General features: G+C 55.9%; 34 protein-coding genes. 3 read left to right on the top strand and 31 right to left on the bottom strand.

Features of this window, described 5'->3' with window-relative positions:
• Window positions 1-84 precede the first annotated feature (84 nt).
• The 14 genes from OE750_RS16505 to OE750_RS16570 all read right to left on the bottom strand — a co-directional run bounded on the left by OE750_RS16505 (window position 85) and on the right by OE750_RS16570 (window position 11,804).
• Window positions 85-804, bottom strand: a complete 720-nt coding sequence (locus tag OE750_RS16505; protein WP_263765410.1) for an ATP12 family chaperone protein — start codon at window positions 802-804, stop codon at window positions 85-87.
• A complete protein-coding gene (locus tag OE750_RS16510) occupies window positions 801-1,466 on the bottom strand; it encodes an HAD-IA family hydrolase (protein WP_263765411.1) in 666 nt (221 codons plus the stop codon). The genes OE750_RS16505 and OE750_RS16510 overlap by 4 nt, the downstream gene beginning before the upstream one ends.
• Window positions 1,463-2,506, bottom strand: a complete 1,044-nt coding sequence (locus tag OE750_RS16515) for an RluA family pseudouridine synthase (protein WP_263765412.1) — start codon at window positions 2,504-2,506, stop codon at window positions 1,463-1,465. Before OE750_RS16515 ends, OE750_RS16510 begins: the two co-directional genes overlap by 4 nt.
• Window positions 2,503-2,880: a fluoride efflux transporter CrcB gene (crcB, locus tag OE750_RS16520; protein WP_263765413.1), complete on the bottom strand. Its 378-nt coding sequence runs from the start codon at window positions 2,878-2,880 to the stop codon at window positions 2,503-2,505. The genes OE750_RS16515 and crcB overlap by 4 nt, the downstream gene beginning before the upstream one ends.
• 31 nt (window positions 2,881-2,911) lie before the next feature.
• Window positions 2,912-4,228 (bottom strand): replication-associated recombination protein A, encoded by a 1,317-nt coding sequence (locus OE750_RS16525; protein WP_263765414.1) that lies wholly within the window; start codon window positions 4,226-4,228, stop codon window positions 2,912-2,914.
• Window position 4,229: 1 nt separating this feature from the next.
• Window positions 4,230-5,609 carry a trypsin-like peptidase domain-containing protein gene (locus OE750_RS16530; protein WP_263765415.1) on the bottom strand — a complete coding sequence of 460 codons (1,380 nt, stop codon included), beginning with the start codon at window positions 5,607-5,609 and terminating at the stop codon, window positions 4,230-4,232.
• Between the two features lie 115 nt (window positions 5,610-5,724).
• A complete protein-coding gene (gene rplQ, locus OE750_RS16535) occupies window positions 5,725-6,144 on the bottom strand; it encodes a 50S ribosomal protein L17 (protein WP_263765416.1) in 420 nt (139 codons plus the stop codon).
• A 133-nt stretch (window positions 6,145-6,277) separates the two neighbouring features.
• On the bottom strand, window positions 6,278-7,294 hold the full coding sequence (locus OE750_RS16540; RefSeq protein ID WP_263765417.1) for a DNA-directed RNA polymerase subunit alpha: 1,017 nt from the start codon (window positions 7,292-7,294) through the stop codon (window positions 6,278-6,280).
• A 111-nt stretch (window positions 7,295-7,405) separates the two neighbouring features.
• A complete protein-coding gene (gene rpsK / locus OE750_RS16545; protein ID WP_263765418.1) occupies window positions 7,406-7,795 on the bottom strand; it encodes a 30S ribosomal protein S11 in 390 nt (129 codons plus the stop codon).
• Between the two features lie 15 nt (window positions 7,796-7,810).
• Window positions 7,811-8,179 carry a 30S ribosomal protein S13 gene (rpsM, locus tag OE750_RS16550; RefSeq protein ID WP_263765419.1) on the bottom strand — a complete coding sequence of 123 codons (369 nt, stop codon included), beginning with the start codon at window positions 8,177-8,179 and terminating at the stop codon, window positions 7,811-7,813.
• A 209-nt stretch (window positions 8,180-8,388) separates the two neighbouring features.
• Window positions 8,389-8,964 (bottom strand): adenylate kinase, encoded by a 576-nt coding sequence (locus tag OE750_RS16555; protein ID WP_263765420.1) that lies wholly within the window; start codon window positions 8,962-8,964, stop codon window positions 8,389-8,391.
• Window positions 8,961-10,331 carry a preprotein translocase subunit SecY gene (gene secY, locus OE750_RS16560; protein ID WP_263765452.1) on the bottom strand — a complete coding sequence of 457 codons (1,371 nt, stop codon included), beginning with the start codon at window positions 10,329-10,331 and terminating at the stop codon, window positions 8,961-8,963. Before secY ends, OE750_RS16555 begins: the two co-directional genes overlap by 4 nt.
• A gap of 109 nt (window positions 10,332-10,440) precedes the next feature.
• Window positions 10,441-10,914, bottom strand: coding sequence for a 50S ribosomal protein L15 (gene rplO, locus OE750_RS16565; protein WP_263765421.1), 474 nt, complete (start codon window positions 10,912-10,914; stop codon window positions 10,441-10,443).
• Window positions 10,915-11,075: 161 nt separating this feature from the next.
• Window positions 11,076-11,804: a hypothetical protein gene (locus OE750_RS16570; protein WP_263765422.1), complete on the bottom strand. Its 729-nt coding sequence runs from the start codon at window positions 11,802-11,804 to the stop codon at window positions 11,076-11,078.
• Between the two features lie 377 nt (window positions 11,805-12,181).
• On the opposite strand from OE750_RS16570, the gene OE750_RS16575 reads away from it, so the two are divergent.
• Window positions 12,182-13,504, top strand: a complete 1,323-nt coding sequence (locus OE750_RS16575) for a DEAD/DEAH box helicase (RefSeq protein WP_263765423.1) — start codon at window positions 12,182-12,184, stop codon at window positions 13,502-13,504.
• A gap of 46 nt (window positions 13,505-13,550) precedes the next feature.
• On the opposite strand, the gene OE750_RS16580 is transcribed toward OE750_RS16575, so the two are convergent.
• From OE750_RS16580 to OE750_RS16640, 13 genes are all read right to left on the bottom strand, one after another.
• On the bottom strand, window positions 13,551-13,934 hold the full coding sequence (locus OE750_RS16580) for an ectoine synthase (protein ID WP_263765424.1): 384 nt from the start codon (window positions 13,932-13,934) through the stop codon (window positions 13,551-13,553).
• Between the two features lie 123 nt (window positions 13,935-14,057).
• The gene (gene rpmD, locus OE750_RS16585; protein ID WP_263765425.1) at window positions 14,058-14,246 is read right to left on the bottom strand and encodes a 50S ribosomal protein L30; all 189 of its coding nucleotides are present in this window, start codon (window positions 14,244-14,246) and stop codon (window positions 14,058-14,060) included.
• 13 nt (window positions 14,247-14,259) lie between these two features.
• On the bottom strand, window positions 14,260-14,832 hold the full coding sequence (gene rpsE / locus OE750_RS16590; RefSeq protein ID WP_263765426.1) for a 30S ribosomal protein S5: 573 nt from the start codon (window positions 14,830-14,832) through the stop codon (window positions 14,260-14,262).
• Window positions 14,833-14,942: 110 nt separating this feature from the next.
• Window positions 14,943-15,302: a 50S ribosomal protein L18 gene (gene rplR, locus OE750_RS16595; RefSeq protein ID WP_263765427.1), complete on the bottom strand. Its 360-nt coding sequence runs from the start codon at window positions 15,300-15,302 to the stop codon at window positions 14,943-14,945.
• Between the two features lie 11 nt (window positions 15,303-15,313).
• On the bottom strand, window positions 15,314-15,850 hold the full coding sequence (gene rplF, locus OE750_RS16600; protein WP_263765428.1) for a 50S ribosomal protein L6: 537 nt from the start codon (window positions 15,848-15,850) through the stop codon (window positions 15,314-15,316).
• A gap of 10 nt (window positions 15,851-15,860) precedes the next feature.
• On the bottom strand, window positions 15,861-16,253 hold the full coding sequence (gene rpsH / locus OE750_RS16605; RefSeq protein ID WP_263765429.1) for a 30S ribosomal protein S8: 393 nt from the start codon (window positions 16,251-16,253) through the stop codon (window positions 15,861-15,863).
• 12 nt (window positions 16,254-16,265) lie between these two features.
• Window positions 16,266-16,571 (bottom strand): 30S ribosomal protein S14, encoded by a 306-nt coding sequence (gene rpsN / locus OE750_RS16610; protein ID WP_263765430.1) that lies wholly within the window; start codon window positions 16,569-16,571, stop codon window positions 16,266-16,268.
• A 21-nt stretch (window positions 16,572-16,592) separates the two neighbouring features.
• On the bottom strand, window positions 16,593-17,156 hold the full coding sequence (gene rplE, locus OE750_RS16615; protein WP_263765431.1) for a 50S ribosomal protein L5: 564 nt from the start codon (window positions 17,154-17,156) through the stop codon (window positions 16,593-16,595).
• The gene (gene rplX / locus OE750_RS16620; protein ID WP_263765432.1) at window positions 17,149-17,460 is read right to left on the bottom strand and encodes a 50S ribosomal protein L24; all 312 of its coding nucleotides are present in this window, start codon (window positions 17,458-17,460) and stop codon (window positions 17,149-17,151) included. Before rplX ends, rplE begins: the two co-directional genes overlap by 8 nt.
• Before the next feature lies 1 nt (window position 17,461).
• Entirely contained in the window at window positions 17,462-17,830 is a 369-nt protein-coding gene (gene rplN, locus OE750_RS16625) for a 50S ribosomal protein L14 (protein ID WP_089887383.1), read from the bottom strand.
• Window positions 17,831-17,906: 76 nt separating this feature from the next.
• Window positions 17,907-18,137: a 30S ribosomal protein S17 gene (gene rpsQ, locus OE750_RS16630; RefSeq protein ID WP_263765433.1), complete on the bottom strand. Its 231-nt coding sequence runs from the start codon at window positions 18,135-18,137 to the stop codon at window positions 17,907-17,909.
• Between the two features lie 13 nt (window positions 18,138-18,150).
• Window positions 18,151-18,354, bottom strand: a complete 204-nt coding sequence (rpmC, locus tag OE750_RS16635) for a 50S ribosomal protein L29 (protein WP_263765434.1) — start codon at window positions 18,352-18,354, stop codon at window positions 18,151-18,153.
• Between the two features lie 190 nt (window positions 18,355-18,544).
• On the bottom strand, window positions 18,545-19,030 hold the full coding sequence (locus tag OE750_RS16640) for a bacterioferritin (RefSeq protein WP_263765435.1): 486 nt from the start codon (window positions 19,028-19,030) through the stop codon (window positions 18,545-18,547).
• 121 nt (window positions 19,031-19,151) lie between these two features.
• Here OE750_RS16640 and OE750_RS16645 point away from each other — a divergent pair, with 121 nt between their 5' ends.
• Together OE750_RS16645 and OE750_RS16650 are read left to right on the top strand one after the other, a co-directional pair.
• Window positions 19,152-19,772, top strand: coding sequence for a TIGR02466 family protein (locus OE750_RS16645; RefSeq protein ID WP_263765453.1), 621 nt, complete (start codon window positions 19,152-19,154; stop codon window positions 19,770-19,772).
• A gap of 211 nt (window positions 19,773-19,983) precedes the next feature.
• Window positions 19,984-20,703, top strand: coding sequence for a glycine zipper family protein (locus OE750_RS16650; RefSeq protein ID WP_263765436.1), 720 nt, complete (start codon window positions 19,984-19,986; stop codon window positions 20,701-20,703).
• 139 nt (window positions 20,704-20,842) lie between these two features.
• Here OE750_RS16650 and rplP read toward each other — a convergent pair whose 3' ends face one another.
• From rplP to rpsS, 4 genes are read right to left on the bottom strand one after another with little or no spacing between them, the layout of a single operon-like run.
• Window positions 20,843-21,256, bottom strand: coding sequence for a 50S ribosomal protein L16 (rplP, locus tag OE750_RS16655; RefSeq protein WP_263765437.1), 414 nt, complete (start codon window positions 21,254-21,256; stop codon window positions 20,843-20,845).
• Window positions 21,257-21,269: 13 nt separating this feature from the next.
• Complete coding sequence (rpsC, locus tag OE750_RS16660; RefSeq protein ID WP_263765438.1) at window positions 21,270-21,977, bottom strand: 30S ribosomal protein S3; 708 nt, start codon at window positions 21,975-21,977, stop codon at window positions 21,270-21,272.
• Complete coding sequence (gene rplV, locus OE750_RS16665) at window positions 21,977-22,357, bottom strand: 50S ribosomal protein L22 (protein WP_263765439.1); 381 nt, start codon at window positions 22,355-22,357, stop codon at window positions 21,977-21,979. Before rplV ends, rpsC begins: the two co-directional genes overlap by 1 nt.
• Window positions 22,358-22,360: 3 nt before the next feature.
• Window positions 22,361-22,639 (bottom strand): 30S ribosomal protein S19, encoded by a 279-nt coding sequence (rpsS, locus tag OE750_RS16670; protein ID WP_263765440.1) that lies wholly within the window; start codon window positions 22,637-22,639, stop codon window positions 22,361-22,363.
• Window positions 22,640-22,642 lie beyond the last annotated feature (3 nt).

Raw genomic sequence — 22,642 nt, forward strand, 5'->3', positions numbered from 1 at the left:
TTTCAGGCAAAGGTCAAGACTAGCACTTGTAAAAAGTCCTTTAACAAGTGATCGAATTCCCTTTGATTTCCTTGATGTTAGGTCTCAAGATTTGCCTGCGGCGCTCAGATGGAAAAAATTGTAAGCATGTAAAAATTGCGTTCTTTTTGTCTCAGCCAATTCAGCCGCTTCGTCATCAACGCCCCATTGCTCTACCTGCCAAGTCTCATCGATTCTTGATATATTCCACAGGTTTTCAGGCACTCCATGGCCCTCTGCGGCCATCAAGCCAAGCACAAAAGAACCCGTCAGGCTAACCAGATCATGAAATCCCGTCAGAGCGAAAGAGTCCATTTTCTGGCTAATTTCCAAAGCACGCTGAAGAGTTTCTTCTGGCTGGGAGACAGGCATAACTCCGGTCGCTATCCGGAAAGGCATTCCATGGGTCTCATCTGCCCATTTTATAGGCACACCCCATGCCTCGGCCTGACGCGCTTGCAACTCGGCTGGCGAATCGGCACGATAACAAAGCAGGTCTGTCTCCGCATAGGCCGCAATCAGCCCCGCCACCTCGGCGTGCTGAACCGCCACTTTATCAAGCGCTGCATTGGCCGAACGCGTATAAGGCATATCCGCAGGCTTGATCTCTTCTTTCACAGCGGCCCATTCGTCGGCAACCTTTTGCGCCAAAGCCTCGTTTGGCAAAACAAGAGTCGCCTTCGCCGGAGTTTTCACAACCCGCCCGTCAAGCACAACAGAATATCCGTCCGCCTCCGGCTTTATGCTCACATCGCTCCAAAAGCGCTTAAGTTTCCATTCGCTCATGCTGGCACTCCCAGTAAGTCGTTCACGGCTGCATGCAGCTCGTCAAAATGGCTGATGAGCTTGTCCGCTTGCAAGGTGTTCGCGTCATGATAGCCCCACCGCACACCGACAGTGGCAATCCCTGCCGCGCGCGCCATTTCCATATCAAAGCGGGTGTCGCCCACCATCACAGCCTGATGCGCAGCAAGCCCCGTCTCGCGCAAGACAGCCTCAAGCATCGCAGGATGCGGCTTTGAAGGGTGATGGTCGGCCACCTGTTCGGAGACGAAATAGCCGGTCAGCCCGTAGCCCTCCAAAAGCTTGGTGAGCCCGCGCCGCGACTTGCCTGTCGCTACGGCCAAAAGCGTTTCGTCTTCCGCGTGCAACCGCGCCAAAGCCTCCAAAGCCCCGTCATAAAGCGGGGAAGACTCCGCCGTGCCCTTATCCGCTCGCAATTGCATGTATGACGCCTTGTAGCCTTCAACGAGAGCCACATGATGCGCGCTCAACTCCGGCGCAAGCACCCGCATCGCCTCGGGCAAGGACAAGCCCACAATCGCGCATATCTCGGCACGGCCCGGCGCCTCCTGCCCGATACTGCCAAAAGCCGCGCCCATCGCAGCGCAAATATCGTCCTGACTGTCGACGAGCGTGCCATCGACATCAAAAATCACAACTCTCATGACATCTCTTCAGTCGGGTCCGACAGCGTATCACTCTCTTCCCATTGGAACGTGGACCAAGTCTTTGTCATGTGCTCGGGCATCGCTGCCTTAAACTCCATAACCTGCTTGGTCTCGGGGTGCTCGATCCGCAGGTATCGCGCGTGCAGGTGCAGCTTCTTGCTGATCTCGCCACCAAGCTGCGCCCCCCAACCGTCTCCAAGGTTTTCTTGCCCCGAGCCGCCGTATTTACCATCACCAATGATCGGATGGCCAAGCTCGGCCATATGCGCGCGAAGCTGGTGGGTGCGCCCCGTCACAGGAACCATAGCCACCCAGGAACAGCGCTGGCCCGCGTTTTCGAGTACCATAAAATCGGTCTGGGCACGCTTCGCGCCCTCGGTCTTTGCAACATCGCGAGGGTGCACGCAAATCATCTTCTCGCCCTCACCCTTCGCACCATGGCCACCCGCTTTTACGAGGCCCCACTTGATCATTCCCATACGCGGATTGGGAACACCGGCAACAGCGGCCCAATAGATCTTGCGTGTCTCGCGGTGACGGAACGCCTCGGTCAGCGCCTTCGCCGCCAGCCGTGTGCGCGCCAGCACCAGAACACCCGATGTATCCTTGTCGAGACGGTGCACAAGCCGTGGCTTCTCATCCAGATCATACTTAAGCGCCTCGGCCAGCCCGTCCACATGCCGCGTCTGCTTCGAGCCTCCCTGTGTCGGCAGGCCCGCAGGCTTATTCAGCACAATCATCTGGTCATCACGGTAAATCACGCAAGAGCGAATGAGTTTGGCATCAGCCTCCGAAACCTTGCTGGGCTTGTCATACTCAGGCGCAGGGCTGTGTGGCAGCGGCGGAATGCGCACGCACTGCCCCTCTTCCACCCGGGTCGAGGTTTTCACCCGCCCGCCTTCCACGCGCAAATCGCCCTTGCGGCACATCTTTTCAATCTGCCCTTGCTTGAGCAACGGAAACCGCCGCTTCAGCCAACGGTCAAGGCGCTGATCGCCCTCGCCCACTTCTACGGTAATATGTTGAACGCCGCTCATTGGAGGGCTCCTTTCATAAGGGCCATGCCCGCAAACAGTGCACCAATAGAAAGCACAACTGATGCAGTCACATAGCCGGCCGCCGCCCCGATCTGCCCGCGCTCATAGAGCGTGACAGCATCCAGCGAAAAGGCCGAAAACGTGGTAAACCCGCCCAAAAGACCGGTCATCAAAAGGGGTGCCATGCGGGTTGCATCTTTTTGCACCAGAAGCACAACAAGCGCGCCCATAGCAAGGCTGCCCAGCACATTCACAACAAGTGTCGCCCACGGGAAGCCGGGGCCCATGAGCCGCACAGCGCCCACGCCCACCAAATAGCGCCCCGATGCGCCTATAGCCCCGCCAAGGGCAACCTGAAGAAGTGATGTTAACATGCGCGGTCTGTCACAGGGGCGCGCGACTTTGTCAAGTTTTGCTGCGGGAAAGCCGTTGTTTGGCAAACCAGTCCACCCGTTTTTTCAACTCGCGCTCAAAGCCGCGCTCGACTGGCTGATAAAGCACAGGGCGCTTCATCGTGTCGGGGAAGTAGTTCTGCCCCGAAAACCCGTCTTGCGCATCGTGATCATAGGCATAACCTTCGCCGTAGCCTTGATCCGACATAAGCGATGTCGGCGCATTCAGAATATGCTTGGGGGGCGGCTCCGAACCCGTGCGCTTGGCCTCTTTGCGCGCCGCTTTGTAAGCCACATAAGTCGCATTCGATTTCGGCGCCAGCGCGAGATAAACCACCGCCTGCGCCAAGGCCAATTCCCCTTCAGGAGAGCCAAGCCTCTCGTACGTCTGCCAACTTTGCAGGCACATATCCTGCGCATGAATATCAGCCAACCCAATATCTTCCACGGCCATCCGTGTGAGCCGGCGCGCAAGAAAGCGCGGGTCTTCCCCGCCTTCCAACATGCGCGCAAACCAGTAGAGCGCCGCGTCAGGGTCAGAGCCGCGGATCGACTTGTGCAAAGCCGAAATCAGGTTGTAGTGCTCATCGCCCGATTTGTCATATTTCGCAGCCCGCCGCATGAGCCTTTTGGCCAGAGCCTCACGGTCGATTTTACCTTCAACCTTCCAGGCACTGACCTGCTCAATGAGGCCCAACAAGGCCCGCCCGTCGCCATCGGCCATTTCCAGAAGCGTCTCGCGTGCGTGTCCGTCAAGAGGCAAGGCGCGGCCCAGTTCCTTCTCGGCCCGCTGCGCCAGCAATTCCAGGTCTGAAAGCCCTAACCGTTCCAGCACCAAAACCTGTGCACGGCTCAGCAAAGCGGCATTCAACTCAAAGCTCGGGTTCTCCGTTGTCGCTCCCACCAGAAGGATCGTGCCATCTTCCATATATGGCAAAAACCCGTCTTGTTGGGCTTTATTGAAACGGTGGATCTCGTCCACAAACAGAAGCGTCCCCTGCCCGTTTCTGTGCCTGTGCTTGGCGGCTTCGAAAACCTTCTTCAAATCAGCCACACCGGAGAACACCGCACTGATCTGTTCAAAATGCAAGTCCGTCTCATCGGCCAGCAACCGTGCGATCGTGGTTTTGCCCACACCGGGCGGCCCCCAAAAGACCAGCGAGGACAGCATGCCCGACTCCAGCATCACCGTGAGCGGCGCATCGGGGCCGATCACCTTGGGCTGGCCAATCACCTCGCCCAAAGCCTTTGGCCTCAGCTTGTCAGCCAAGGGCCGAGGGCCGCTCTTTACGTTGCTCCCGTCAGGCGGGCTGTCAAAAAGATCAGCCATTTCAGAGCCTGAATTTGAGCTGAAGCGGTTTCCCGCCCCGCTCGATCAAAAGACTGAGCCAACGTCCGGACGCTTTCAATTTACGCTGCGCCTCGCCCGTGTCCGAAACCCGCGCGCCGTTGATCTCGGTGATCACATCCCCCGCGCGCAGACCAGCGCGCGCACCATATGGCCCTGTATCCGCCACAACCACACCGTTAGAAGACAGCGGTAAGCCATACTCGGCCAAAACGCTGGGGTTAATGTTTATCAGCACAACCGCAGGCATGGGCGTATCAGTGCCCGTTGTCAGCGCCATACGTGACGGCGCATCAGGAGCGGCCTTCAAAGTGACAGAGCGCGTCTCCATCTCCTGCTCGCGGAAGAACATAACATCAATCTCATTGCCAATTCCGGCAACACTCATCCTGAAAATCATCTCGGAAGGAGTGTTCACAAACTGCTCGCCCACCGACAGAATAACATCTCCGGCCTCAAGCCCCGCCTCGAAAAACGGACTCTCGCGATGTATCTCAGTGATCATAATTCCACCCGGCAGAGACAAGCCGATGCTCTCGGCGATATCAGCATCCACAACCTGTCCGTTGATCCCCGCCCATGGTCTCTCAAAGCGGCTGTTTCCCGCTTCGGCCTGATCCATAAACGCGCTCACAAGCTGCGCAGGAATGGCAAATCCGATCCCGTTCGAGCCTCCCGAGCGGCTCACAATGCGAGTGTTTACGCCTATTAAATCCCCGTTAACATCAATCAGCGCGCCACCCGAATTACCGGGATTAATCGGCGCGTCTGTCTGGATGAAGTAGCCTCGCGCCGAGCCCATCGCCCCACCGGAGCGCGCCAGCCCCGAGACAATCCCCGAACTCACGGTTTGTCCGACACCAAACGGGTTGCCAATCGCCAGCACAAGCTCGCCCACCTCCACAGTGTCACTGTCGCGCAGGGTGAGATGCGGCATATCTTTCGCGCCCTCAAGCTGAAGCAGCGCCAGATCGCTCTCCTCATCCGCCAGCACAACCTGCGCAGCAAATTCACGGCGGTCGTTCAGCACCACACGAATGTCCGTCGCCTCACCCACCACATGATAGTTGGACACCACATAGCCATCGGCAGACAGTATCACTCCGGAGCCAAGCGAATTTTGCACTCGCGGGCGCAGTTTGCCAAAATCCCGGAACATCTCTTCAAAGAGCGGGTCTCCCTGAAACGGGCTGGCGCGGGTTTGCACCACACGCTTCACATAAATATTCACCACAGCGGGCGCGGCTGCTTTTACGAGCGGCGCGAAACCGAGGTTGATCTCGGTCTGGTTCGCAGGCACTCGTGTTTCAGCGTGAACAGGCGAAACTACAAGCGCAAGGATCGTCACAACTATTCGCAGCATTGTCAGGCTCCTTCTTGCCCCATGATATGCGGAGCGCAGGGCCAGATTGCAAGCACACAAGAAAAAAGCCCCGCCGTGAGGCGAGGCTTTTCAAACTGTCCCTAGACGGAATGTCTTATTCGTCGGCAGCTTCTTCGGCGGCCAGACGGGCTTTGTCGTTAGCGCCTTTGGCGTTAACGTCGCGGTCCACAAATTCGATGATCGCCATTGGCGCCATGTCACCATAGCGGAAGCCCGCTTTCATGATGCGCACATAGCCGCCTTGACGGTCTTTGTAGCGTGGGCCAAGAATTTCGAAAAGTTTCGCAACATAAGCGTCTTGCTTAAGCTGGCTTGCGGCTTGACGGCGGGCGTGCAGGTCGCCGCGTTTGCCCAGCGTGATCAGTTTTTCAACGATCGGGCGCAGTTCTTTTGCTTTTGGCAGAGTTGTCTTGATTTGCTCATGTTCGATGAGCGAGCCGGCCATGTTTGCCCAGAGCGCCTTGCGGTGCTCATGTGTGCGGTTGAGGCGGCGGTATCCACGTGCGTGACGCATAGTTCTTCTCCTAAGTGTGCTCTCTACGAGCGATTTTGCTTTGTCTGGTGACCGATGCGTGTCAGCCACTCTCCTTGGGGCGGTGTGCCCGGGTATGAGCAAGGTGCGCAACCAGTGCGCACCCTACTAATTCTTAAAAGGCGTCTTCGAATTTCTTCGCCAGATCTTCGATATTGTCTGGTGGCCAGTCCTCTACGTCCATGCCGAGGTGCAAGCCCATGCCCGAAAGCACTTCCTTGATCTCGTTAAGCGACTTGCGGCCAAAGTTTGGCGTGCGCAGCATTTCGGCTTCGGTTTTCTGGATCAGATCGCCGATGTAAACGATGTTGTCGTTCTTCAGGCAGTTTGCCGAACGAACAGACAGTTCCAGCTCGTCCACTTTCTTCAAGAGAAGCGGGTTGAACTCGAGACCATCGTCTTCTTCCTGACGGCCAGCAGCCTCAGGCTCATCGAAGTTCACGAAGATAGAAAGCTGGTCTTGCAGGATGCGCGCAGCATAAGCCATCGCGTCATCAGGCGTTACCGAGCCGTCTGTTTCGATCTTCATCGTGAGTTTGTCATAGTCCAGAACCTGACCTTCACGTGTAGGCTGCACATCGTAGCTCACGCGCTTGACAGGCGAGAAGATCGCATCAATCGGCATAAGGCCGATGGGCGCATCTTCGGGCTTGTTCTTGTCTGCCGCAACGTAGCCTTTGCCAGTGTTGACAGTCAGCTCCATGTAAACATCCGCGCCTTCATCAAGGTGGCAGATCACATGATCACGGTTGAGAACTTCGATGCCCGCGCTGTCGGAAATATCACCAGCGGTGACAACACCTGGGCCTTTTGCATTGATCGAAAGGCGCTTTGGCCCCTCCACATCCATGCGAACAGCCACGCCTTTGAGGTTCAAGACGATGTCGGTCACGTCTTCACGCACACCGGCAACACTTGAGAACTCGTGCAAAACGTTGTCGATCTGAACCGACGTGATGGCCGCGCCTTGCAGCGAGCTCATCAGAATACGGCGCAGTGCGTTGCCAAGTGTGAGGCCAAAGCCGCGCTCAAGCGGCTCGGCGGTCAATGTGGCCTGACGTGTCGGATCATTGCCCGGCTTAACTTCAAGCTGCGTAGGCTTGATCAGTTCTTGCCAATTTTTATGGATCATGCGTCCCTCCATTCCTGCGTGTTGTCCCATGTCCGTAAGACACACGCGCCCGAGGCTAAAATGACGTGATGGGGCCGCGCGACACGCACAGCCCCAAGAGTATACTTAAGCTTAAACCCGACGGCGCTTTGGCGGGCGGCAGCCGTTGTGTGCCATAGGCGTAACATCACGGATTGATGTGATGTTAAAGCCCGCAGCCGCCAACGCACGAAGTGCTGATTCACGGCCAGAGCCGGGGCCCTGCACTTCAACTTCCAGCGTTTTCACGCCGTGCTCTTGCGCCTTGCGGCCCGCATCTTCCGCAGCCATCTGCGCCGCATAAGGCGTAGACTTACGTGAGCCTTTAAAACCCATCGTGCCTGAAGAAGACCATGCAATCGCATTGCCCTGAACGTCAGAGATAAGGATCTTCGTATTGTTGAATGAAGAATTCACATGCGCCACACCTGTGGCGATGTTCTTGGAGACTTTACGCTTGGTGCGTTTTGTATCACGTGCCATTGATTAAACCCTCCCTTATTTCTTCTTGCCGGCGATTGCTTTCGCCGGGCCTTTGCGGGTGCGCGCATTGGTATGCGTGCGCTGGCCGCGAACAGGCAGGTTGCGACGGTGACGCAGGCCACGGTATGAGCCGAGGTCCATTGCGCGTTTGATGTTCATTGAAACTTCACGGCGAAGGTCACCTTCAACCATGTAGTTCGCATCGATGTGCTCGCGAACAGCCAGAACTTCGGCGTCGGAAAGCTCGTTGATGCGACGCGCGGCATCAATGCCGACAGCTTCGCAGATTTCTTTGGCAGAGGTGTTACCAATGCCTGTGATGTATGTGAGGGCGATCGGGACCCGTTTATTGGTCGGGATGTTTACGCCGGCGATACGTGCCATACGTCTGTAGTCCTTTCGTTGCGGGTCCGTAGTTCCAGACCCTTTTTTCACAACGTAGGCCCGAAGCTTTTGCTCGGGCCGCAGCTGAATTCGAGGTGATATGATTCTACCTGGGGGCGACCCAAAAAGAATCAAACTCTATTAAGAGATAGGGCGTGGTAGGAGCATTTCAGAGGGGCGTCAACCCCTCTGGGCAGTTCCATGCCAGCTTACTTCAAAGCTTTCGCGATTTCCGCTTTCACAGCCTCGATCTTGCCCAGCCCGTCAACGCTCTTGAGCTGGCCCTTGGCATAGTAATAGCCGATAAGCGGAGAGGTTTGCTTGTAATAGGCCATCAGGCGGATTTTGAGGCTCTCTTCGTTGTCATCGGCGCGCGCCGTGCCGCCGGCGGCCACAGCCTCGGCTGCGCGGCCCAAGATGCGCTCGACAAGCACGTCGTCATTCACCTGCATCTCGATGGCGACATCCAGCGCTTCACCCTGCTCTTCAAGAAGAGCCGCAAGAGCATCGGCCTGTGCCAGCGTACGCGGGAAGCCGTCGAAGATGAAGCCGCCCTTCTTGTCGCCCTCGAGCTTTTCACGGATCAAGCCGATAACAATCTCGTCGGTGACAAGCTCGCCACGGTCCATGACTTCGGCAACTTTCTTCCCCATCGCCGTTCCGGATGTCTTGGCATCGCGCAGCATGTCGCCCGTGGAGAGCTGAATCATGTTACGCTCGTCAACCAGCATGCTGGCCTGTGTGCCTTTGCCTGCGCCCGGTGGTCCCAGAAGAATAATATTCATTTACGTGTCGTTCCCTTACGTTTGCGCTTCCGACCCTTGCCAGAAAGCTGTGATCTTTCGATCAAACCCTCATACTGGTGCGCAAGCAAATGGCTTTGCACTTGCTGGATTGTGTCCATTGTCACGGAAACAACGATCAGCACCGATGTGCCGCCAAAATAGAACGGAATCGTGAATTGACCACGCAGAAACTCAGGAAGGAGACAAACTGCCGCAAGGTAAGCCGCGCCAAGTACAAGCACACGGTTAACCACATACTCCAGATACTCCGCCGTTTTCTTGCCGGGGCGCACACCAGGCACGAAGCCTGACTGGTTCTTGAGGTTGTCCGCAACTTCATCAGGCTTGAAGCTAACGTTGAAGGTATAGAAATATGCGAAGAACACGATCATCGCCGCGAAGAACAAAAGATAAAGCGGCTGGCCTGGGCCAAAGAAGGCCAGAAGCCATGACATGATCGGGCCTGTTGAGCCTTGCGCGCTGAAAGTGGCAATCGTGGTTGGCAGCAGCAAAAGCGAGCTGGCGAAAATCGCAGGGATAACACCCGCAGGGTTCACCTTGACCGGCAAATGGCTTGAGCCACCGTCATACATTTTCATGCCAACCTGACGGCGGGGATACTGGATATGGATCTTGCGCAGTGCACGCTCCATGAAGACAACAAACATGATCGTGCCGACAACCATCAGGATCACCCCGATGATCACCGCAGGGCTGATCGCGCCTGAACGGCCTTGGCTAAAGAACTGTGCCAATGCAGCAGGCACTTCGGCAATGATGCCAACGAAAATGATAAGCGAAATACCGTTGCCGATGCCGCGTGCGGTAATCTGCTCACCGAGCCACATCAGGAACATCGTGCCGCCAATCAGCGTGACCATGCAGGAGCTGACAAAGAACCAATAAGGCAAATCAGGCTGCACCAGCTCACCGCTGTAGATGCTCACGGCGAGTCCGTAAGACTGCAATGTCGCCAAAGCGACCGTGCCGTAGCGGGTGTATTGGTTTATCTTCTTACGGCCTTGCTCACCCTCTTTCTTCAATTGCTCCAACGCAGGAACCATCGAAGTGAGAAGCTGCACAATAATCGACGCCGAGATATACGGCATGATACCGAGGGCAAAAATACCCATCCGCCCGAGCGCGCCGCCCGTGAACATCGAAACCATACCGCCGATGCCCTGCCCTGCCTGCTCCATAAACTCGCGCAAGGCCGCACCGTCGATACCGGGCACCGGTATAAACGTGCCAAGGCGGTAAACGATCAGCAAACCAAGCGTGAAAAGGATACGTGAGCGAAGGTCAGAGGCTTTCGCCAGTGCGCCCCAACTTGTGTTGGCGGCCATTTGTTCTGCGGCAGATACCATGGGGTCTCTCTTATGCATGAACGCCGCCAGCGCATTTTCCAAGCACTGGCGGCGTTTTGGGAAAACTTGTAAAGGGTATGTAAGGCGCTTGGGCGCGCCTCACAACCACTTATTCTGCCGCTGCCGCGACCGTTACCTTCAGTGAGCCACCAGCTTTTTCAACGGCCTCAACCGCCGATTTGGAAGCACCGGTCACTTCAAGGTTCAACTTGGCAGTCACATCGCCCTTCGCCAGAACGCGAATACCGTCAAGCTTGCGGCGCACAAGGCCACAGGCGACGAGCGCGTCTTCTGTGATAGCGGCTTTCGCATCAAGCTTCTTCTCGTCCACAAACTTCTGGATGAGGCCAAGGTTGACGACAGCAAATTTCTTCTGGTTCGGCTTGTTGAAGCCACGCTTTGGCAAGCGTTGGTAGAGCGGCATTTGGCCGCCTTCAAAACCCTTGATCGCCACACCTGAACGTGACTTTTGGCCTTTGATACCACGGCCACCGGTCTTACCAGTGCCGGAGCCTGGACCACGGCCAATACGTTTGCGGGATTTTGTTGCGCCTGGATTGTCGCGCAGTTCGTGAAGTTTCATATCGCTTCTCCTTGCCGGAAGCGCCCCCGAAGCGGAAATGGGCGAACACGGCGTTTCTTGATTTTGATTCTGCAGCCAGTATTGGCCACTCGCGGCGTATACCTAGAGGCGTTCCACGTTGCAAGAGTTACCTGCTTTCTGACGGGATGGGGATCGCGCCCCTACTCCAACCAACTTGAAAACCATTTCATTGCACGACTCCATCCGCCAGAAAAATCGGGTATCTCAAGTGAGGCAAGAGATGTGGCGGTTCCTTCATAAGCCTTCACCGATTGTTCCCATGCCGCAGATGGAGAGTTTTTCACCGCCGCCCATGCCTCTTCTTGTGTTGGGACCTGCAATCCGCATACATAGTCGCGGTCTTCCGCAGCTACTGCATCGGGGTCCATTGCAATGGATAGATCATACGCATCCTTCATGCTTTCGCAGGCTGAATTAAGTTCATAGGTGGTCGCTCCAACGATCACGGCTATGCCATAAAAAGGAATGCTCTCGCCAACGACACTGGCAAGATTGGCGCCGGCAACCCGCTTTGTTCTGGATTTTATACTCTTGGTAACCTCCAGAGAGGCCTGCTTGGCCGTCATCTTCTTGCCGCGAAACGTCACTTGGTTGGCAGCGTTCGCTTTTTTCAAGTCTGTTTCGAGGCGCGCAATCTTCGCGGCAGATTGCTTCCTATCAACATCATACTTCTTTTGAAGTGCCACTTTGCTGCTCAACACATCTGCTGTTGTACTAGTAAGGCCGCTGACAGCCTCAATCACTGAAGCCGTGAAGAGCGCGACCCCGACAACGGTGTGGCTCAGAACCAAGAAACCCAACATACCCAGAAAAACTAGCGTTGTCGTAAAACGTCGAATAATCCCAAGGACTCTCCAGACAAACTTCATATCGCTGCTCCAAAATACTCATGATGAAATATACTCAGAGGCTTATAGCCATGATCAGCTAAGAAAAGGTAGCCATTTTGCGCCGCGCTACCCCCTTCCTTACTTTCAAACATTGACTTCTCTCCCCCCTTCCCCCATATGCCTCTCAGCACAGCCGAGCCCGCCGCGTGAGCGGGCCGCGCATCATGGCGCTGATCGGCGTGCAAATTTTCCCAACGGTTCCCATCTCACGCGGGGGGTCACACGCTTTAGGCGGGTGTCAGCAATTCGGCTGCTCTCTGTCCCAAAGCGTCACCCAAGCGTAACGCGTGGCCCCTTTTGTGGTGTCTGCGCCCTTTGCGCGCGCATTTGCGCACCACACTATAAGGATATCCACTTTGGATTTTGACATGCTGGGCCTTCCCGCCCGCCTTTCGACAAACTTGCAAGAGCTCGGCCTGACCGAGCCAACCCCCATTCAGGCAAAAGCCATCCCGCACGCGATGAACGGTCGCGATGTGCTCGGCCTTGCCCAGACAGGCACAGGCAAGACAGCCGCCTTTTCCCTACCCATCCTCACAGCTATTGGCCGTATGGAAGGCAAACCTGCACCCAAATCTGTGCGCGGTCTGATCCTTGCGCCCACACGCGAGCTGGCCAAGCAGATACAAGAAGCCATGATCGGCTTTGCCAAAGGCACAGGCACACGGATCAACCTCGTCATCGGCGGCGCCTCTCTCAATGTGCAGGCCAACAAGCTTGAACGCGGCACTGACATCCTCGTTGCCACCCCCGGCCGCCTGCTCGATCTGATTGATCGCCGCGCCGTGCGCCTTGATGATGCAAAGTTCCTCGTGCTCGACGAGGCCGACCAGATGCTCGACCTCGGCTTTATCCACGCACTGCGCCGCATCGCGACACTTCTGCCCAAAGAGCGCCAGACCATGCTCTTTTCGGCCACCATGCCCAAAAACATGAACGAGATCGCCAACTCCTATCTGGAAAACCCGATCCGCGTTGAAACGGCCCCCCCCGGCAAGCCTATCGAGCGGATCGAGCAATCGGTTCACTTCGTGTCGCAAGCCAGCAAGCCAGAGCTGCTCATCGAGCACCTCGGCGCGCACAAAGATGAGGCCGCGCTTGTTTTCGGGCGCACGAAGCACGGCTGCGAGAAGCTGAAGAAGAAGCTCGAGGCCGCCGGCTTCGCCGCTGACTCAATCCACGGCAACAAAAGCCAGGGCCAGCGCGAACGCGCGATCAAGGCTTTCAAAGACGGCAAGGTCAAAGTCCTCGTGGCCACAGATGTTGCCGCGCGCGGCATCGACATTCCGCTGGTGCGTCACGTCTACAACTACGAACTGCCAAATGTGGCCGACAACTACGTTCACCGCATCGGGCGCACCGCCCGCGCGGGTCGCGAAGGCGCTGCGATTGCCTATTGCTCCCCCGAAGAGATCGGCGAGTTGAAAGACATCCAGAAGCTCATTGGCCGCGACATCCCTGTTGAGGGCAAGGCGGCTTGGGCGGCAGACCTGCTTGAAAAAACCAAAGCAGGCCAGAAACGCCCCAATGGCGGCGGCGGAGGTCGTGGCCGTGGTGGCAAAGGCGGCGGCGGTGGCAACCGTGGCCGCAGCAGCGGTAAGCCTGCGGGCGCAGCCGCCAACGCGGGCAGCGGGAAACCGCAACGCTCTCGCAAGCGCCGCAGCTCAAACGCAGCTTAAACATTCCAACGCCCCGAGGTTCACACTTCGGGGCGTTTTACATTTCTCAGCTCCCGGCCGCATAACTCCCGCTGGCGTCATGCACCTCCTCGCCCGTCAGTGCAGGCGTGAACACACACAAAAACCGCAGGTCCGTCTCTGCATGAATGATGTGGCGGTCATGTCGATCCAGCACATACATCACTCCAGGTTTAAGCGGCCAACGCTTGCCCGTTGAAGCCTCCTCGACCTCTCCCTTCCCCTCGATGCAATAATTCGCTTCGATATGGTTTTTATATTCGAGCACTTGCCTTGAGCCCGCTTTTACAACCGTGTCATGAAAAGAATACCCGAGCCCGTCTTTTGCCAGCAAAATGCGCCTGCTTTCAAAAGCCTCTCCAACCACATGATCATCACTGCCGAGCACCTCGGCCAAATCCTTAACCAACATCGCGTTCTCCTTTACGCGCGATTTTAACCAGCACAACCAACAGCGCAAAGAAAAACGCCCCCGGCATCAGCCGAGGGCGCTTTCAAGGTCTGTAGGGTGGGTGTTGACCCACCCGCGGGGCACTTAGCCCTTTTCTTCAATGATCGTTACAAGATGCGGGATCTTGTTGACCATGCCGCGCACAGCAGGAGTGTCTTCCAGCTCGCGGGTTTTGTGCATTTTGTTGAGGCCAAGCCCGATCAGCGTCTGACGCTGTTTTTCGGGGCGACGGATCGGAGAGCCGATCTGTTTGACAATGATTGTTTTTGCCATCTGTCTTTACTCCTTACGCGTCTGCGGCTTCGGGGGCGGCGGCAGGGGCATCATCTTTCTTGAGGATGTCGGCCACTTTCTTGCCACGGCGCTGAGCAACCATACGTGGGCTGCTCTCTTTTTGCAGACCGTTAATGGTGGCGCGGATCATGTTGTAGGGGTTCTGCGAACCGATTGATTTCGCAACAACGTCCTGAACACCGAGCATTTCGAAAACGGCACGCATTGGGCCACCTGCGATAATACCTGTACCCTGTGGGGCGGTGCGCATCACAACTTTGCCTGCGCCATGACGGCCGGCCATATCGTGGTGCAGCGTGCGGCCCTCGCGCAGCGGAACGCGGATCATCTGGCGTTTTGCTTGCTCAGTTGCTTTGCGGATCGCTTCAGGCACTTCCTTGGCTTTACCTTTGCCAAAGCCAACGCGGCCCTTTTGGTCGCCAACAACGACGAGTGCGGCGAAGCCAAAGCGCTTACCACCTTTTACTGTTTTTGAAACACGGTTGATCGCAACCAAGCGGTCTGCGAATTCTGGTGTCTCGTCACGATCGCGGCGTGGGCCACGACGGTTTTCACGTTCTGCCATGAGGCATTTCCTTCATTTGGTGGCGCGCTAAACGCCGTTTGTGTCAACCCTAGTGGGCACAAGATGCACCCCTGAGTCATCGGGGCGGCGACAGGCGCCGCCCACAAGTCTTAGATTTTCAAACCGCCTTCACGCGCAGCGTCGGCCAGAGCCTTCACCTTGCCATGAAAGAGGAAGCCGCCGCGGTCGAAGTATGCTACTTCCACGCCTGCTTTTTTTGCTCTCTCGGCAATCGCCGCGCCAACTTTCGTTGCCGCTTCGACATTGTTTTTGCCGACAACACCAAGCGCTTTTTCGAGCGTCGATGCCGAAGCGACTGTTACGCCGTTCACATCGTCGATCAGCTGCGCGCTGATGTTTTTGTTTGAGCGGTGAACAGACAGGCGCATCTTGCCGCTGTTTACCTTGCGAAGTTTGTTCCGGACGCGCATGCGGCGCTTGAGGAACAGTTGTCGTTTGCTGTTTGCCATCTGTCCGGTCCTTATTTCTTCTTGCCTTCCTTGCGGAAGATATACTCGTCTTTGTATTTAATGCCTTTGCCTTTGTAGGGCTCGGGCTTGCGCCATTCGCGGATGTTTGCCGCGACCTGACCAACGAGTTGTGCGTTATCACCTTCAATGATGATCTCGGTCTGCTTTGGGCAGGTTACCGTGACACCATCAGGCACTTCAAAGTTTACGTCGTGGCTGAGACCGAGCATCAACTTGAGTGTTTTTGCATCCGTCATAGAAGCACGATAACCAACACCGTTGATTTCGAGTTCTTTCTTGAAGCCTTCGCTGACGCCTGTGACCATGTTGGACACAACAGTGCGGCTCATGCCCCACTGCTGGCGCGCGCGCTTCGAGTTCCCGCGCGGTGTAACTTTGACTGTGTTCTCTTCCAGAGTCAGTGTTACATCGTCGGTTGCCGTGAACGTCTGTGTCGCTTTCGGACCTTTGACTTCAATAGTCTGGCCTGAAATCGTCGCGGTCACGCCGGAAGGCAGAGCGACCGGTTTTTTACCAATACGAGACATATGCCCCTCCTTAGAAGACCGTGCAGAGCACTTCGCCGCCAACTTTGGCATTGCGTGCAGCTGCATCCGACATCACGCCCTTGGACGTGCTGACAATCGACACACCAAGGCCCTGACGGACTTCGGGGATGTCTTGAGCGCTCATGTAAACGCGGCGACCAGGTTTTGAAACCCGCTTAAGCTCACGAATAACAGGAGTGCCCTCGTAGTACTTGAGGCTGATTTCAAGTGCTGGGTGGCCGTCGGCGCCCGTGATTTTTTCGTAACCACGGATATAGCCTTCGTCAGCCAACACATCGAGTACCCAAGCGCGCAACTTCGATGCAGGGGTCATCACTGTGGATTTACCGCGCATTTGCGAGTTACGGATGCGTGTGAGCATATCGGCGATAGGATCGTTCATCTTATGCTCTCCTTACCAGCTCGATTTAACCATGCCGGGGATCTGGCCGTTTGAGCCGAGTTCCCGAAGCATGATCCGCGAAACCTTCAGCTTACGGTAGTAAGCGTGAGGGCGGCCTGTCAGCTGGCAACGGTTGTGCAAGCGTGTGGCCGAGCTGTTGCGCGGAAGTTTTGCAAGCGCAAGAGAAGCGCGGAAACGCTCTTCCATGGGCTTGCTTTGGTCATTGATGATCTCTTTGAGCGCGGCGCGTTTAGCGGCGAATTTCTCCACCAGCTTCTGGCGCTTAACTTCGCGAGCTACCATTGATTTCTTAGCCATTGTCTTAAGTCCTCCCGCGGATCAGCTGTTGAAGGGCATGTTGAAAGCTTTCAACAGCGCCTTGGCTTCCGCGTCGGTTTTTGCGGTTGTGGCAATAACGATATCCATGCCCCAGTTCTCATCGACATTGTCGAAGTTGATCTCGGGGAATACGATGTGCTCTTTGAGGCCCATGGCATAGTTGCCGCGGCCGTCAAAGCTCTTGCCCGAAACGCCGCGGAAGTCGCGGATGCGGGGCATAGCAATCGTGATCAGACGATCCATGAATTCATACATACGTGCGCCGCGGAGCGTGACTTTCGCGCCCATTGGCATACCTTCACGAACGCGGAAACCCGCGATAGAATTTTTCGCGATGGTCATAACAGCCTGCTGGCCCGCGATTGCGGAAAGATCTTCCACAGCCGACTTGGCTTTTTTGCTGTCTTTCACGGCGGCACGGCCACAGCCGATGTTCAGAACGATTTTGTCGAGTGCAGGTGTCTGCATCGCGTTCTTATAGCCGAATTCCTCTTTCAGAGCGCCACGAATTGTCGTGTCATAAAGCTCTTTGAGGCGTGGGGTGTAGGTTGCTGTATCAAGCATCGATCACGTCCCCCGTGGTCTTGGCGTAACGCACTTTCTTGTCGCCTTCTACTTTGAAGCCAACGCGTGTCGCTTTGCCGTTTTTGTCAAGAAATGCCAGATTGCTCAGCTCGATGGGCATCGCTTTGGGGATGCGGCCACCTTGGCTGGTCTGCGTTTGCTTGGTGTGGCGGATCGCCATGTTTACACCATCAACAATTGCTTTTCCGGATTTCGGATCAACAGACGTGATCGTGCCTTCCTTGCCTTTGTCTTTACCGGCAAGAATGACGACCTTGTCACCTTTTTTCAACTTGGCAGCCATATCACAGCACCTCCGGGGCGAGCGAAATGATTTTCATGAAGTTCTTGGCGCGCAGCTCGCGAACAACTGGCCCGAAGATACGGGTGCCGACTGGCTCGTTGTTGTTGTTGAGGATTACGGCTGCGTTGCGGTCAAAGCGGATTGCAGTGCCGTCATCGCGACGAACTTCCTTGGCCGTGCGAACGACGACAGCTTTACGCACGTCACCCTTCTTAACACGACCGCGTGGAATGGCTTCCTTAACGGATACGACGATAATATCGCCGACCGAAGCGTAACGACGCTTGGAACCACCCAGAACCTTGATGCACTGAACTCGGCGAGCGCCTGAGTTGTCAGCAACATCCAGATTTGTTTGCATCTGGATCATTTGGTTTCTCCTGACCTATGGGGGGCCGATGCGTGGCCTTATCCCCAGGGTTTCTAATACTGGTTGTCCTAAAGGCTTACGCCTCCAGCACTTCCCAGCGTTTCGTTTTCGAGCGCGGCGCACATTCAATGATCCGCACTTGGTCACCTACATTGTAAGTATTCTTCTCATCGTGAGCCCGATACTTCTTGGACTTACGGATGGTCTTTTTCAGAACAGGGTGTGTGAAGCGACGTTCAACAGAAACCGTTACAGTCTGTTCGTTCTGGTTTGAAGTCACAACGCCCTTGAGGATACGCTTTGGCATAACTCAGGCTCCCTTATTCTGCAGCCGCTTGAGCGGCTTTTTCGTTGAGGATTGTCAGCACGCGGGCTGTTGTCCGCTTAACTTCACGCACACGCGCAGTGTTTTCCATCTGGCCTGTGGCCGACTGGAAGCGCAGGTTGAAGCTTTCTTTCTTGAGGTTTTCCAGCTCTTGCTTAAGCTGGTCAACCGACTTGTCACGCAGGTCTGATGCGTTCATGGTATTTTCCTTTTTCAACATCACTGGGGGGCCGCACAAAGCGTCACCCTGATTCCAGTGGAGTTCATGGGTAGAAGTGGGCCGTATAGGCCTCTTTCCCTCGTATAGCAAGCCCTATCGGGAAAGCTTTTGCAGATGCGGCAAATGCCTGAAAAGACACCTGCCGCACTCCGGCTGGAGGCAAACCGGCTTACGCCTCGTCGCCCACGCTTGCACCCACAAATTTCGAGGCATAACGCTGCTCACCGATCCGCTCGATCAGACTTAACTGAAGCTCAAGCCAGCCTCTATGGCCTACCTCGTCAATCGCGATCTCCTCAAACAGAGCCTTTGTGGCAAGATCATCGGCCTCATAGGCCGCCTTGGAGGCCTTCGTGTAGAAAACGATCGCCTCTTTTTCATCCTTCAGATCGGCCTCAAACATCGCCTTGAGGGTTGCGGCGGCCTTAGGAGTTGCTGCAAATCCCACTTCCGGCTCACCGCCCAGTTCCAGAATGCGGGTCATAAAGCGGCTTGAATGGCCCAGCTCTTCTTCAAACTCGCCGCGCATGGTTTCGGCAAGCTTATCAAGCCCCCAATCCTCGAGCACATGCGCATGCAACTGATACTGATGCGCCGCGGTCAGCTCCATCTGAAGGCCGGTGTTGAGATGCTTCAAAATCGTTTCGTTTGACATGTTCTTCTCCTCTGCTTCGGGTCTTCCCTCTAAATAGTCAATTAATCACCTGAAAACACCCTTGCCTTAATGCATGTCAAAAATGCTCGTTCTTTCATTTCCGTTGGATTACAACGCCTGCATGTCAGATATAGAATCCCTCTTCGTGACCCGCCTCTACCGTGCCGCCCTGTCCGAGCACGGCCCCGCCATCAATGCCGACGAGCTCGAAAGCTCCTGCTACGGCATTGCCGATGATGATGAGGCCGGCCAGCAATGGTGCGAGGATAACGGCTACCCGGGCTACACCTCCTACGCCTCGCTGACAGACCTCGGCTGGCGCTCGCCCGTCTTTGCCGATCTGATATCATCGCTCGATCTGCACGTGGCAGCCTTTGCTGCGGCGCTGGAGCTTGATCTCGGAGATGGCAAGCTCGAACTCGAAGACCTCTGGATCAACATCCTGCCCGAAGGCGGTATGCATTCCTCGCATATTCACCCGCACTCGGTAATCTCTGGCACAACCTATGTCGCCATGCCCGACGGCGCTTCGGCCCTTAAGCTCGAAGATCCCCGCTCCGCCCGCATGATGGCCGCCCCGCCCCGCCTCAAAACCGCGGGCCGCGACGCGCAAACATTCGTCTACGCCGCGCCAAAGGTGGGCGATGTCCTGCTCTGGGAAAGCTGGCTCAGGCATGAAGTGCCGATGAATATGTGCGAGGATGACCGGATCTCGGTGAGCTTTAACTACAAGTGGGTTTGAAGTGAGTCTTTGAGCGCGATGTAGCCATTTTCAAAGAAAATCTGCGGGACGCATCCTGGAAAGATACCCTTAAGCTGCGCCTCTCCTGCGCAACACACGTCAAACTAGAAAAACAATAAGCAATTTGCCTTTTGTTTCCTATTTCCCGATTTACGCCACATTTGCCTGTGATTGTCTCAAAAAACGAAACAGACAGAGGCACTTGCAAGCAATGAACTTTCTTAAACACAAATCCTTTTCCCTACTGGCCATAGCTGCGCTCACAGGCTGCGGTATGGTCAATGAAGCGCCCACGCGGAACCAAACCTCTCCGCTCGGCATCAACGAGCACACATCCGAAATTGCACAGCTCGATGCACAGGCAAAAAGCCTCAACAGCATGGCAAATGAACTGGTAAGAAAATCCACAGGACAAGGCGCCGCCATCGGTGCGGCAGTGGGCTGCGGGCTAGGCCTGATCTCCGCCAGCGGCGCGCAAAAATGTGTGACTGGAGCCGTTGCTGGGGGCGTTACCGGTGCCGCTATCGGCCACCAAAACGGCAAACGCAAAGTCGCTGCGCGCGTGGCGCAAGTGTCCAAGCAAGATCTGTCAAACACCCTACTCGACGCAAACAAAAAGCTCGGCGAAATCAAGCAAAGCTTGCCCGAAATTCTAGCCAGCCAAGACGCGGAACTGAGCCGCTTGAGAGAACAAAAAGCCGCTAAAGAAATCACCCAAGATTCCTATGCCACCCGTGTCAGCCAAATCCGCGAAGACCGCGCCAAACTGGCCGACGCGCTCATGGACAGCGCCGACAAAGCACGTATTTCCGCCGACAACCTCGGCGTTGCAGCGTCGCAGGGCCAGTCTGGTCTCATGTGGCACATCGGTGCAGCAAAGCGTCTTGAGGACGAAGCCATGTCCACACGCTCTCAAATCAACCTGCTTTAACCTTACCCCCCAATAGCAAAACCCCCGCGCGATCACTCTCACGGGGGTTTCTTTTTCTCACCGGGGCGCGGCCCGAACAAAACCTTCGGTTTTGCCTACACCGCTCGAGCCCGAAAGCGCTTGCGCGCTTTCGACCTGCTTACCAATCTTCGCGAACGACGACGCGTGATTTGATCGGAAGTTTCATAGCCGCGAGGCGGAGTGCTTCGCGTGCTACGTCTTCGTCCACACCGTCGATTTCAAACATCACACGGCCAGGCTTAACTTTGGCAGTCCAACGGTCCACCGAGCCTTTACCTTTACCCATCCGAACTTCGATAGGCTTGGCTGTGACGGGCACATCTGGAAAAATACGGATCCAGACACGGCCCTGACGTTTCATGTGACGCGTCATGGCACGACGTGCTGCTTCGATCTGGCGGGCTGTTACGCGCTCAGGCTCAAGAGCCTTAAGACCGTATGTCCCGAAGTTCAGATCAGAGCCGCCTTTCGCAAGGCCTTTAATCCGGCCTTTGTGCTGTTTGCGGAATTTAGTGCGCTTTGGTTGAAGCATGTCTCAGCCCCCCTTAACGACGGCCGCCAGCACCACGAGGTGCAGGGCCATCTTGGAATTGTTGCGCGCGACGCTCGTGAGCCTGTGGATCGTGTTCCATGATCTCGCCTTTGAAGATCCAGACCTTGATACCGATGATACCATAAGCCGTCATACCTTCGGCGTGAGCATAGTCGATGTCCGCACGCAGAGTGTGAAGCGGAACGCGACCTTCGCGGTACCATTCGGTCCGCGCGATTTCCGCGCCGCCCAAACGGCCAGCCACGTTGACACGAATGCCAAGTGCGCCCATGCGCATTGCGTTCTGAACGCTGCGCTTCATGGCACGGCGGAAAGACACACGGCGCTCAAGTTGCTGGGCAATGCTCTCGGCTACGAGGGCAGCGTCCATCTCGGGCTTGCGCACTTCAACGATGTTGAGGTGAAGCTCGCTGTTTGTGAGCTTGGCAATCTTGTTGCGGAGCGTCTCGATGTCCGCGCCTTTCTTGCCGATGATCACACCGGGGCGTGCTGTGTGGATCGTCACGCGGCACTTCTTGTGCGGACGTTCGATGATCACACGGGCGATACCCGCTTGCTTGCACTCTTTGTTGATGAACTCGCGGATTTTGATGTCTTCCAGAAGAAGGTCACCAAAGTCTTTTGTGTTCGCAAACCAGCGGCTGTCCCACGTGCGGTTCACCTGCAGGCGCATGCCAATCGGATTTACTTTGTTACCCATTATGCTTGCTCCTCGACTTGACGCACCTTGATGGTGAGCTCTGAATACGGCTTGATAATCTTACCAAAACGGCCGCGAGCCCGTGGACGACCACGTTTCATCACAAGGTTTTTGCCCACATAGGCCTCGGCGACAACAAGTTCGTCAACGTCAAGGTTGTGGTTGTTTTCAGCATTGGCGATAGCCGACTGAAGGCACTTTTTCACGTCTTCCGCGATCCGCTTTTTGGAGAAAGTAAGGTCCGTCAGGGCCTTGTCCACTTTCTTACCGCGGATCATGGCGGCGACGAGGTTCAGTTTTTGCGGGCTGGTGCGAAGCATGCGCAGTTTTGCCATTGCTTCGTTGTCGGTCACGCGGCGGGGATTTTTATCCTTGCTCATGGCTTACTTCCGCTTCGCTTTTTTGTCAGCAGCATGGCCATAATAGGTGCGCGTTGGTGAATACTCACCAAACTTCTGACCGATCATGTCTTCTGTGACGTTTACAGGAATGTGTTTATGGCCGTTATAAACGCCAAACGTCAGGCCAACAAACTGTGGCAAGATCGTCGAGCGGCGCGACCAGATTTTGATAACTTCGTGACGGCCGCTCTCGCGTGTCGCTTCGGCTTTCTTAAGCACGTAAGCATCCACAAAGGGGCCTTTCCAAACAGAGCGTGACATATG

This window comes from Lentibacter sp. XHP0401, from assembly GCF_025751535.1.
GTDB lineage: Bacteria > Pseudomonadota > Alphaproteobacteria > Rhodobacterales > Rhodobacteraceae > Lentibacter.

Excerpts from the sequence above, each read along its gene's own strand:
- OE750_RS16650 (WP_263765436.1), top strand. The coding sequence starts at position 19,984 with ATGAACTTTCTTAAACACAAATCCTTTTCCCTACTGGCCATAGCTGCG.
- rpsN (WP_263765430.1), bottom strand. The coding sequence starts at position 16,571 with ATGGCTAAGAAATCAATGGTAGCTCGCGAAGTTAAGCGCCAGAAGCTG.
- rplQ (WP_263765416.1), bottom strand. The coding sequence starts at position 6,144 with ATGCGTCACGCACGTGGATACCGCCGCCTCAACCGCACACATGAGCAC.
- OE750_RS16555 (WP_263765420.1), bottom strand. The coding sequence starts at position 8,964 with ATGAATATTATTCTTCTGGGACCACCGGGCGCAGGCAAAGGCACACAG.
- rpsQ (WP_263765433.1), bottom strand. The coding sequence starts at position 18,137 with ATGCCAAAGCGTATCCTCAAGGGCGTTGTGACTTCAAACCAGAACGAA.
- rpsS (WP_263765440.1), bottom strand. The coding sequence starts at position 22,639 with ATGTCACGCTCTGTTTGGAAAGGCCCCTTTGTGGATGCTTACGTGCTT.
- OE750_RS16515 (WP_263765412.1), bottom strand. The coding sequence starts at position 2,506 with ATGAGCGGCGTTCAACATATTACCGTAGAAGTGGGCGAGGGCGATCAG.
- OE750_RS16640 (WP_263765435.1), bottom strand. The coding sequence starts at position 19,030 with ATGTCAAACGAAACGATTTTGAAGCATCTCAACACCGGCCTTCAGATG.
- rpsM (WP_263765419.1), bottom strand. The coding sequence starts at position 8,179 with ATGGCACGTATCGCCGGCGTAAACATCCCGACCAATAAACGGGTCCCG.
- crcB (WP_263765413.1), bottom strand. The coding sequence starts at position 2,880 with ATGTTAACATCACTTCTTCAGGTTGCCCTTGGCGGGGCTATAGGCGCA.
- OE750_RS16580 (WP_263765424.1), bottom strand. The coding sequence starts at position 13,934 with ATGTTGGTTAAGGATTTGGCCGAGGTGCTCGGCAGTGATGATCATGTG.
- OE750_RS16540 (WP_263765417.1), bottom strand. The coding sequence starts at position 7,294 with ATGATCCATAAAAATTGGCAAGAACTGATCAAGCCTACGCAGCTTGAA.
- rpsK (WP_263765418.1), bottom strand. The coding sequence starts at position 7,795 with ATGGCACGTGATACAAAACGCACCAAGCGTAAAGTCTCCAAGAACATC.
- OE750_RS16570 (WP_263765422.1), bottom strand. The coding sequence starts at position 11,804 with ATGAAGTTTGTCTGGAGAGTCCTTGGGATTATTCGACGTTTTACGACA.
- rpsE (WP_263765426.1), bottom strand. The coding sequence starts at position 14,832 with ATGGCAGAACGTGAAAACCGTCGTGGCCCACGCCGCGATCGTGACGAG.
- rpmD (WP_263765425.1), bottom strand. The coding sequence starts at position 14,246 with ATGGCAAAAACAATCATTGTCAAACAGATCGGCTCTCCGATCCGTCGC.
- OE750_RS16645 (WP_263765453.1), top strand. The coding sequence starts at position 19,152 with ATGTCAGATATAGAATCCCTCTTCGTGACCCGCCTCTACCGTGCCGCC.
- rpsH (WP_263765429.1), bottom strand. The coding sequence starts at position 16,253 with ATGAACGATCCTATCGCCGATATGCTCACACGCATCCGTAACTCGCAA.
- rplO (WP_263765421.1), bottom strand. The coding sequence starts at position 10,914 with ATGAAACTTCACGAACTGCGCGACAATCCAGGCGCAACAAAATCCCGC.
- rplX (WP_263765432.1), bottom strand. The coding sequence starts at position 17,460 with ATGGCTGCCAAGTTGAAAAAAGGTGACAAGGTCGTCATTCTTGCCGGT.
- rplV (WP_263765439.1), bottom strand. The coding sequence starts at position 22,357 with ATGAGCAAGGATAAAAATCCCCGCCGCGTGACCGACAACGAAGCAATG.
- rplR (WP_263765427.1), bottom strand. The coding sequence starts at position 15,302 with ATGGCAAACAGCAAACGACAACTGTTCCTCAAGCGCCGCATGCGCGTC.
- rplP (WP_263765437.1), bottom strand. The coding sequence starts at position 21,256 with ATGCTTCAACCAAAGCGCACTAAATTCCGCAAACAGCACAAAGGCCGG.
- secY (WP_263765452.1), bottom strand. The coding sequence starts at position 10,331 with ATGGTATCTGCCGCAGAACAAATGGCCGCCAACACAAGTTGGGGCGCA.
- OE750_RS16530 (WP_263765415.1), bottom strand. The coding sequence starts at position 5,609 with ATGCTGCGAATAGTTGTGACGATCCTTGCGCTTGTAGTTTCGCCTGTT.
- rpsC (WP_263765438.1), bottom strand. The coding sequence starts at position 21,977 with ATGGGTAACAAAGTAAATCCGATTGGCATGCGCCTGCAGGTGAACCGC.
- rplN (WP_089887383.1), bottom strand. The coding sequence starts at position 17,830 with ATGATCCAGATGCAAACAAATCTGGATGTTGCTGACAACTCAGGCGCT.
- rpmC (WP_263765434.1), bottom strand. The coding sequence starts at position 18,354 with ATGAACGCATCAGACCTGCGTGACAAGTCGGTTGACCAGCTTAAGCAA.
- OE750_RS16510 (WP_263765411.1), bottom strand. The coding sequence starts at position 1,466 with ATGAGAGTTGTGATTTTTGATGTCGATGGCACGCTCGTCGACAGTCAG.
- rplE (WP_263765431.1), bottom strand. The coding sequence starts at position 17,156 with ATGCTTGATACAGCAACCTACACCCCACGCCTCAAAGAGCTTTATGAC.
- OE750_RS16525 (WP_263765414.1), bottom strand. The coding sequence starts at position 4,228 with ATGGCTGATCTTTTTGACAGCCCGCCTGACGGGAGCAACGTAAAGAGC.
- rplF (WP_263765428.1), bottom strand. The coding sequence starts at position 15,850 with ATGTCTCGTATTGGTAAAAAACCGGTCGCTCTGCCTTCCGGCGTGACC.
- OE750_RS16505 (WP_263765410.1), bottom strand. The coding sequence starts at position 804 with ATGAGCGAATGGAAACTTAAGCGCTTTTGGAGCGATGTGAGCATAAAG.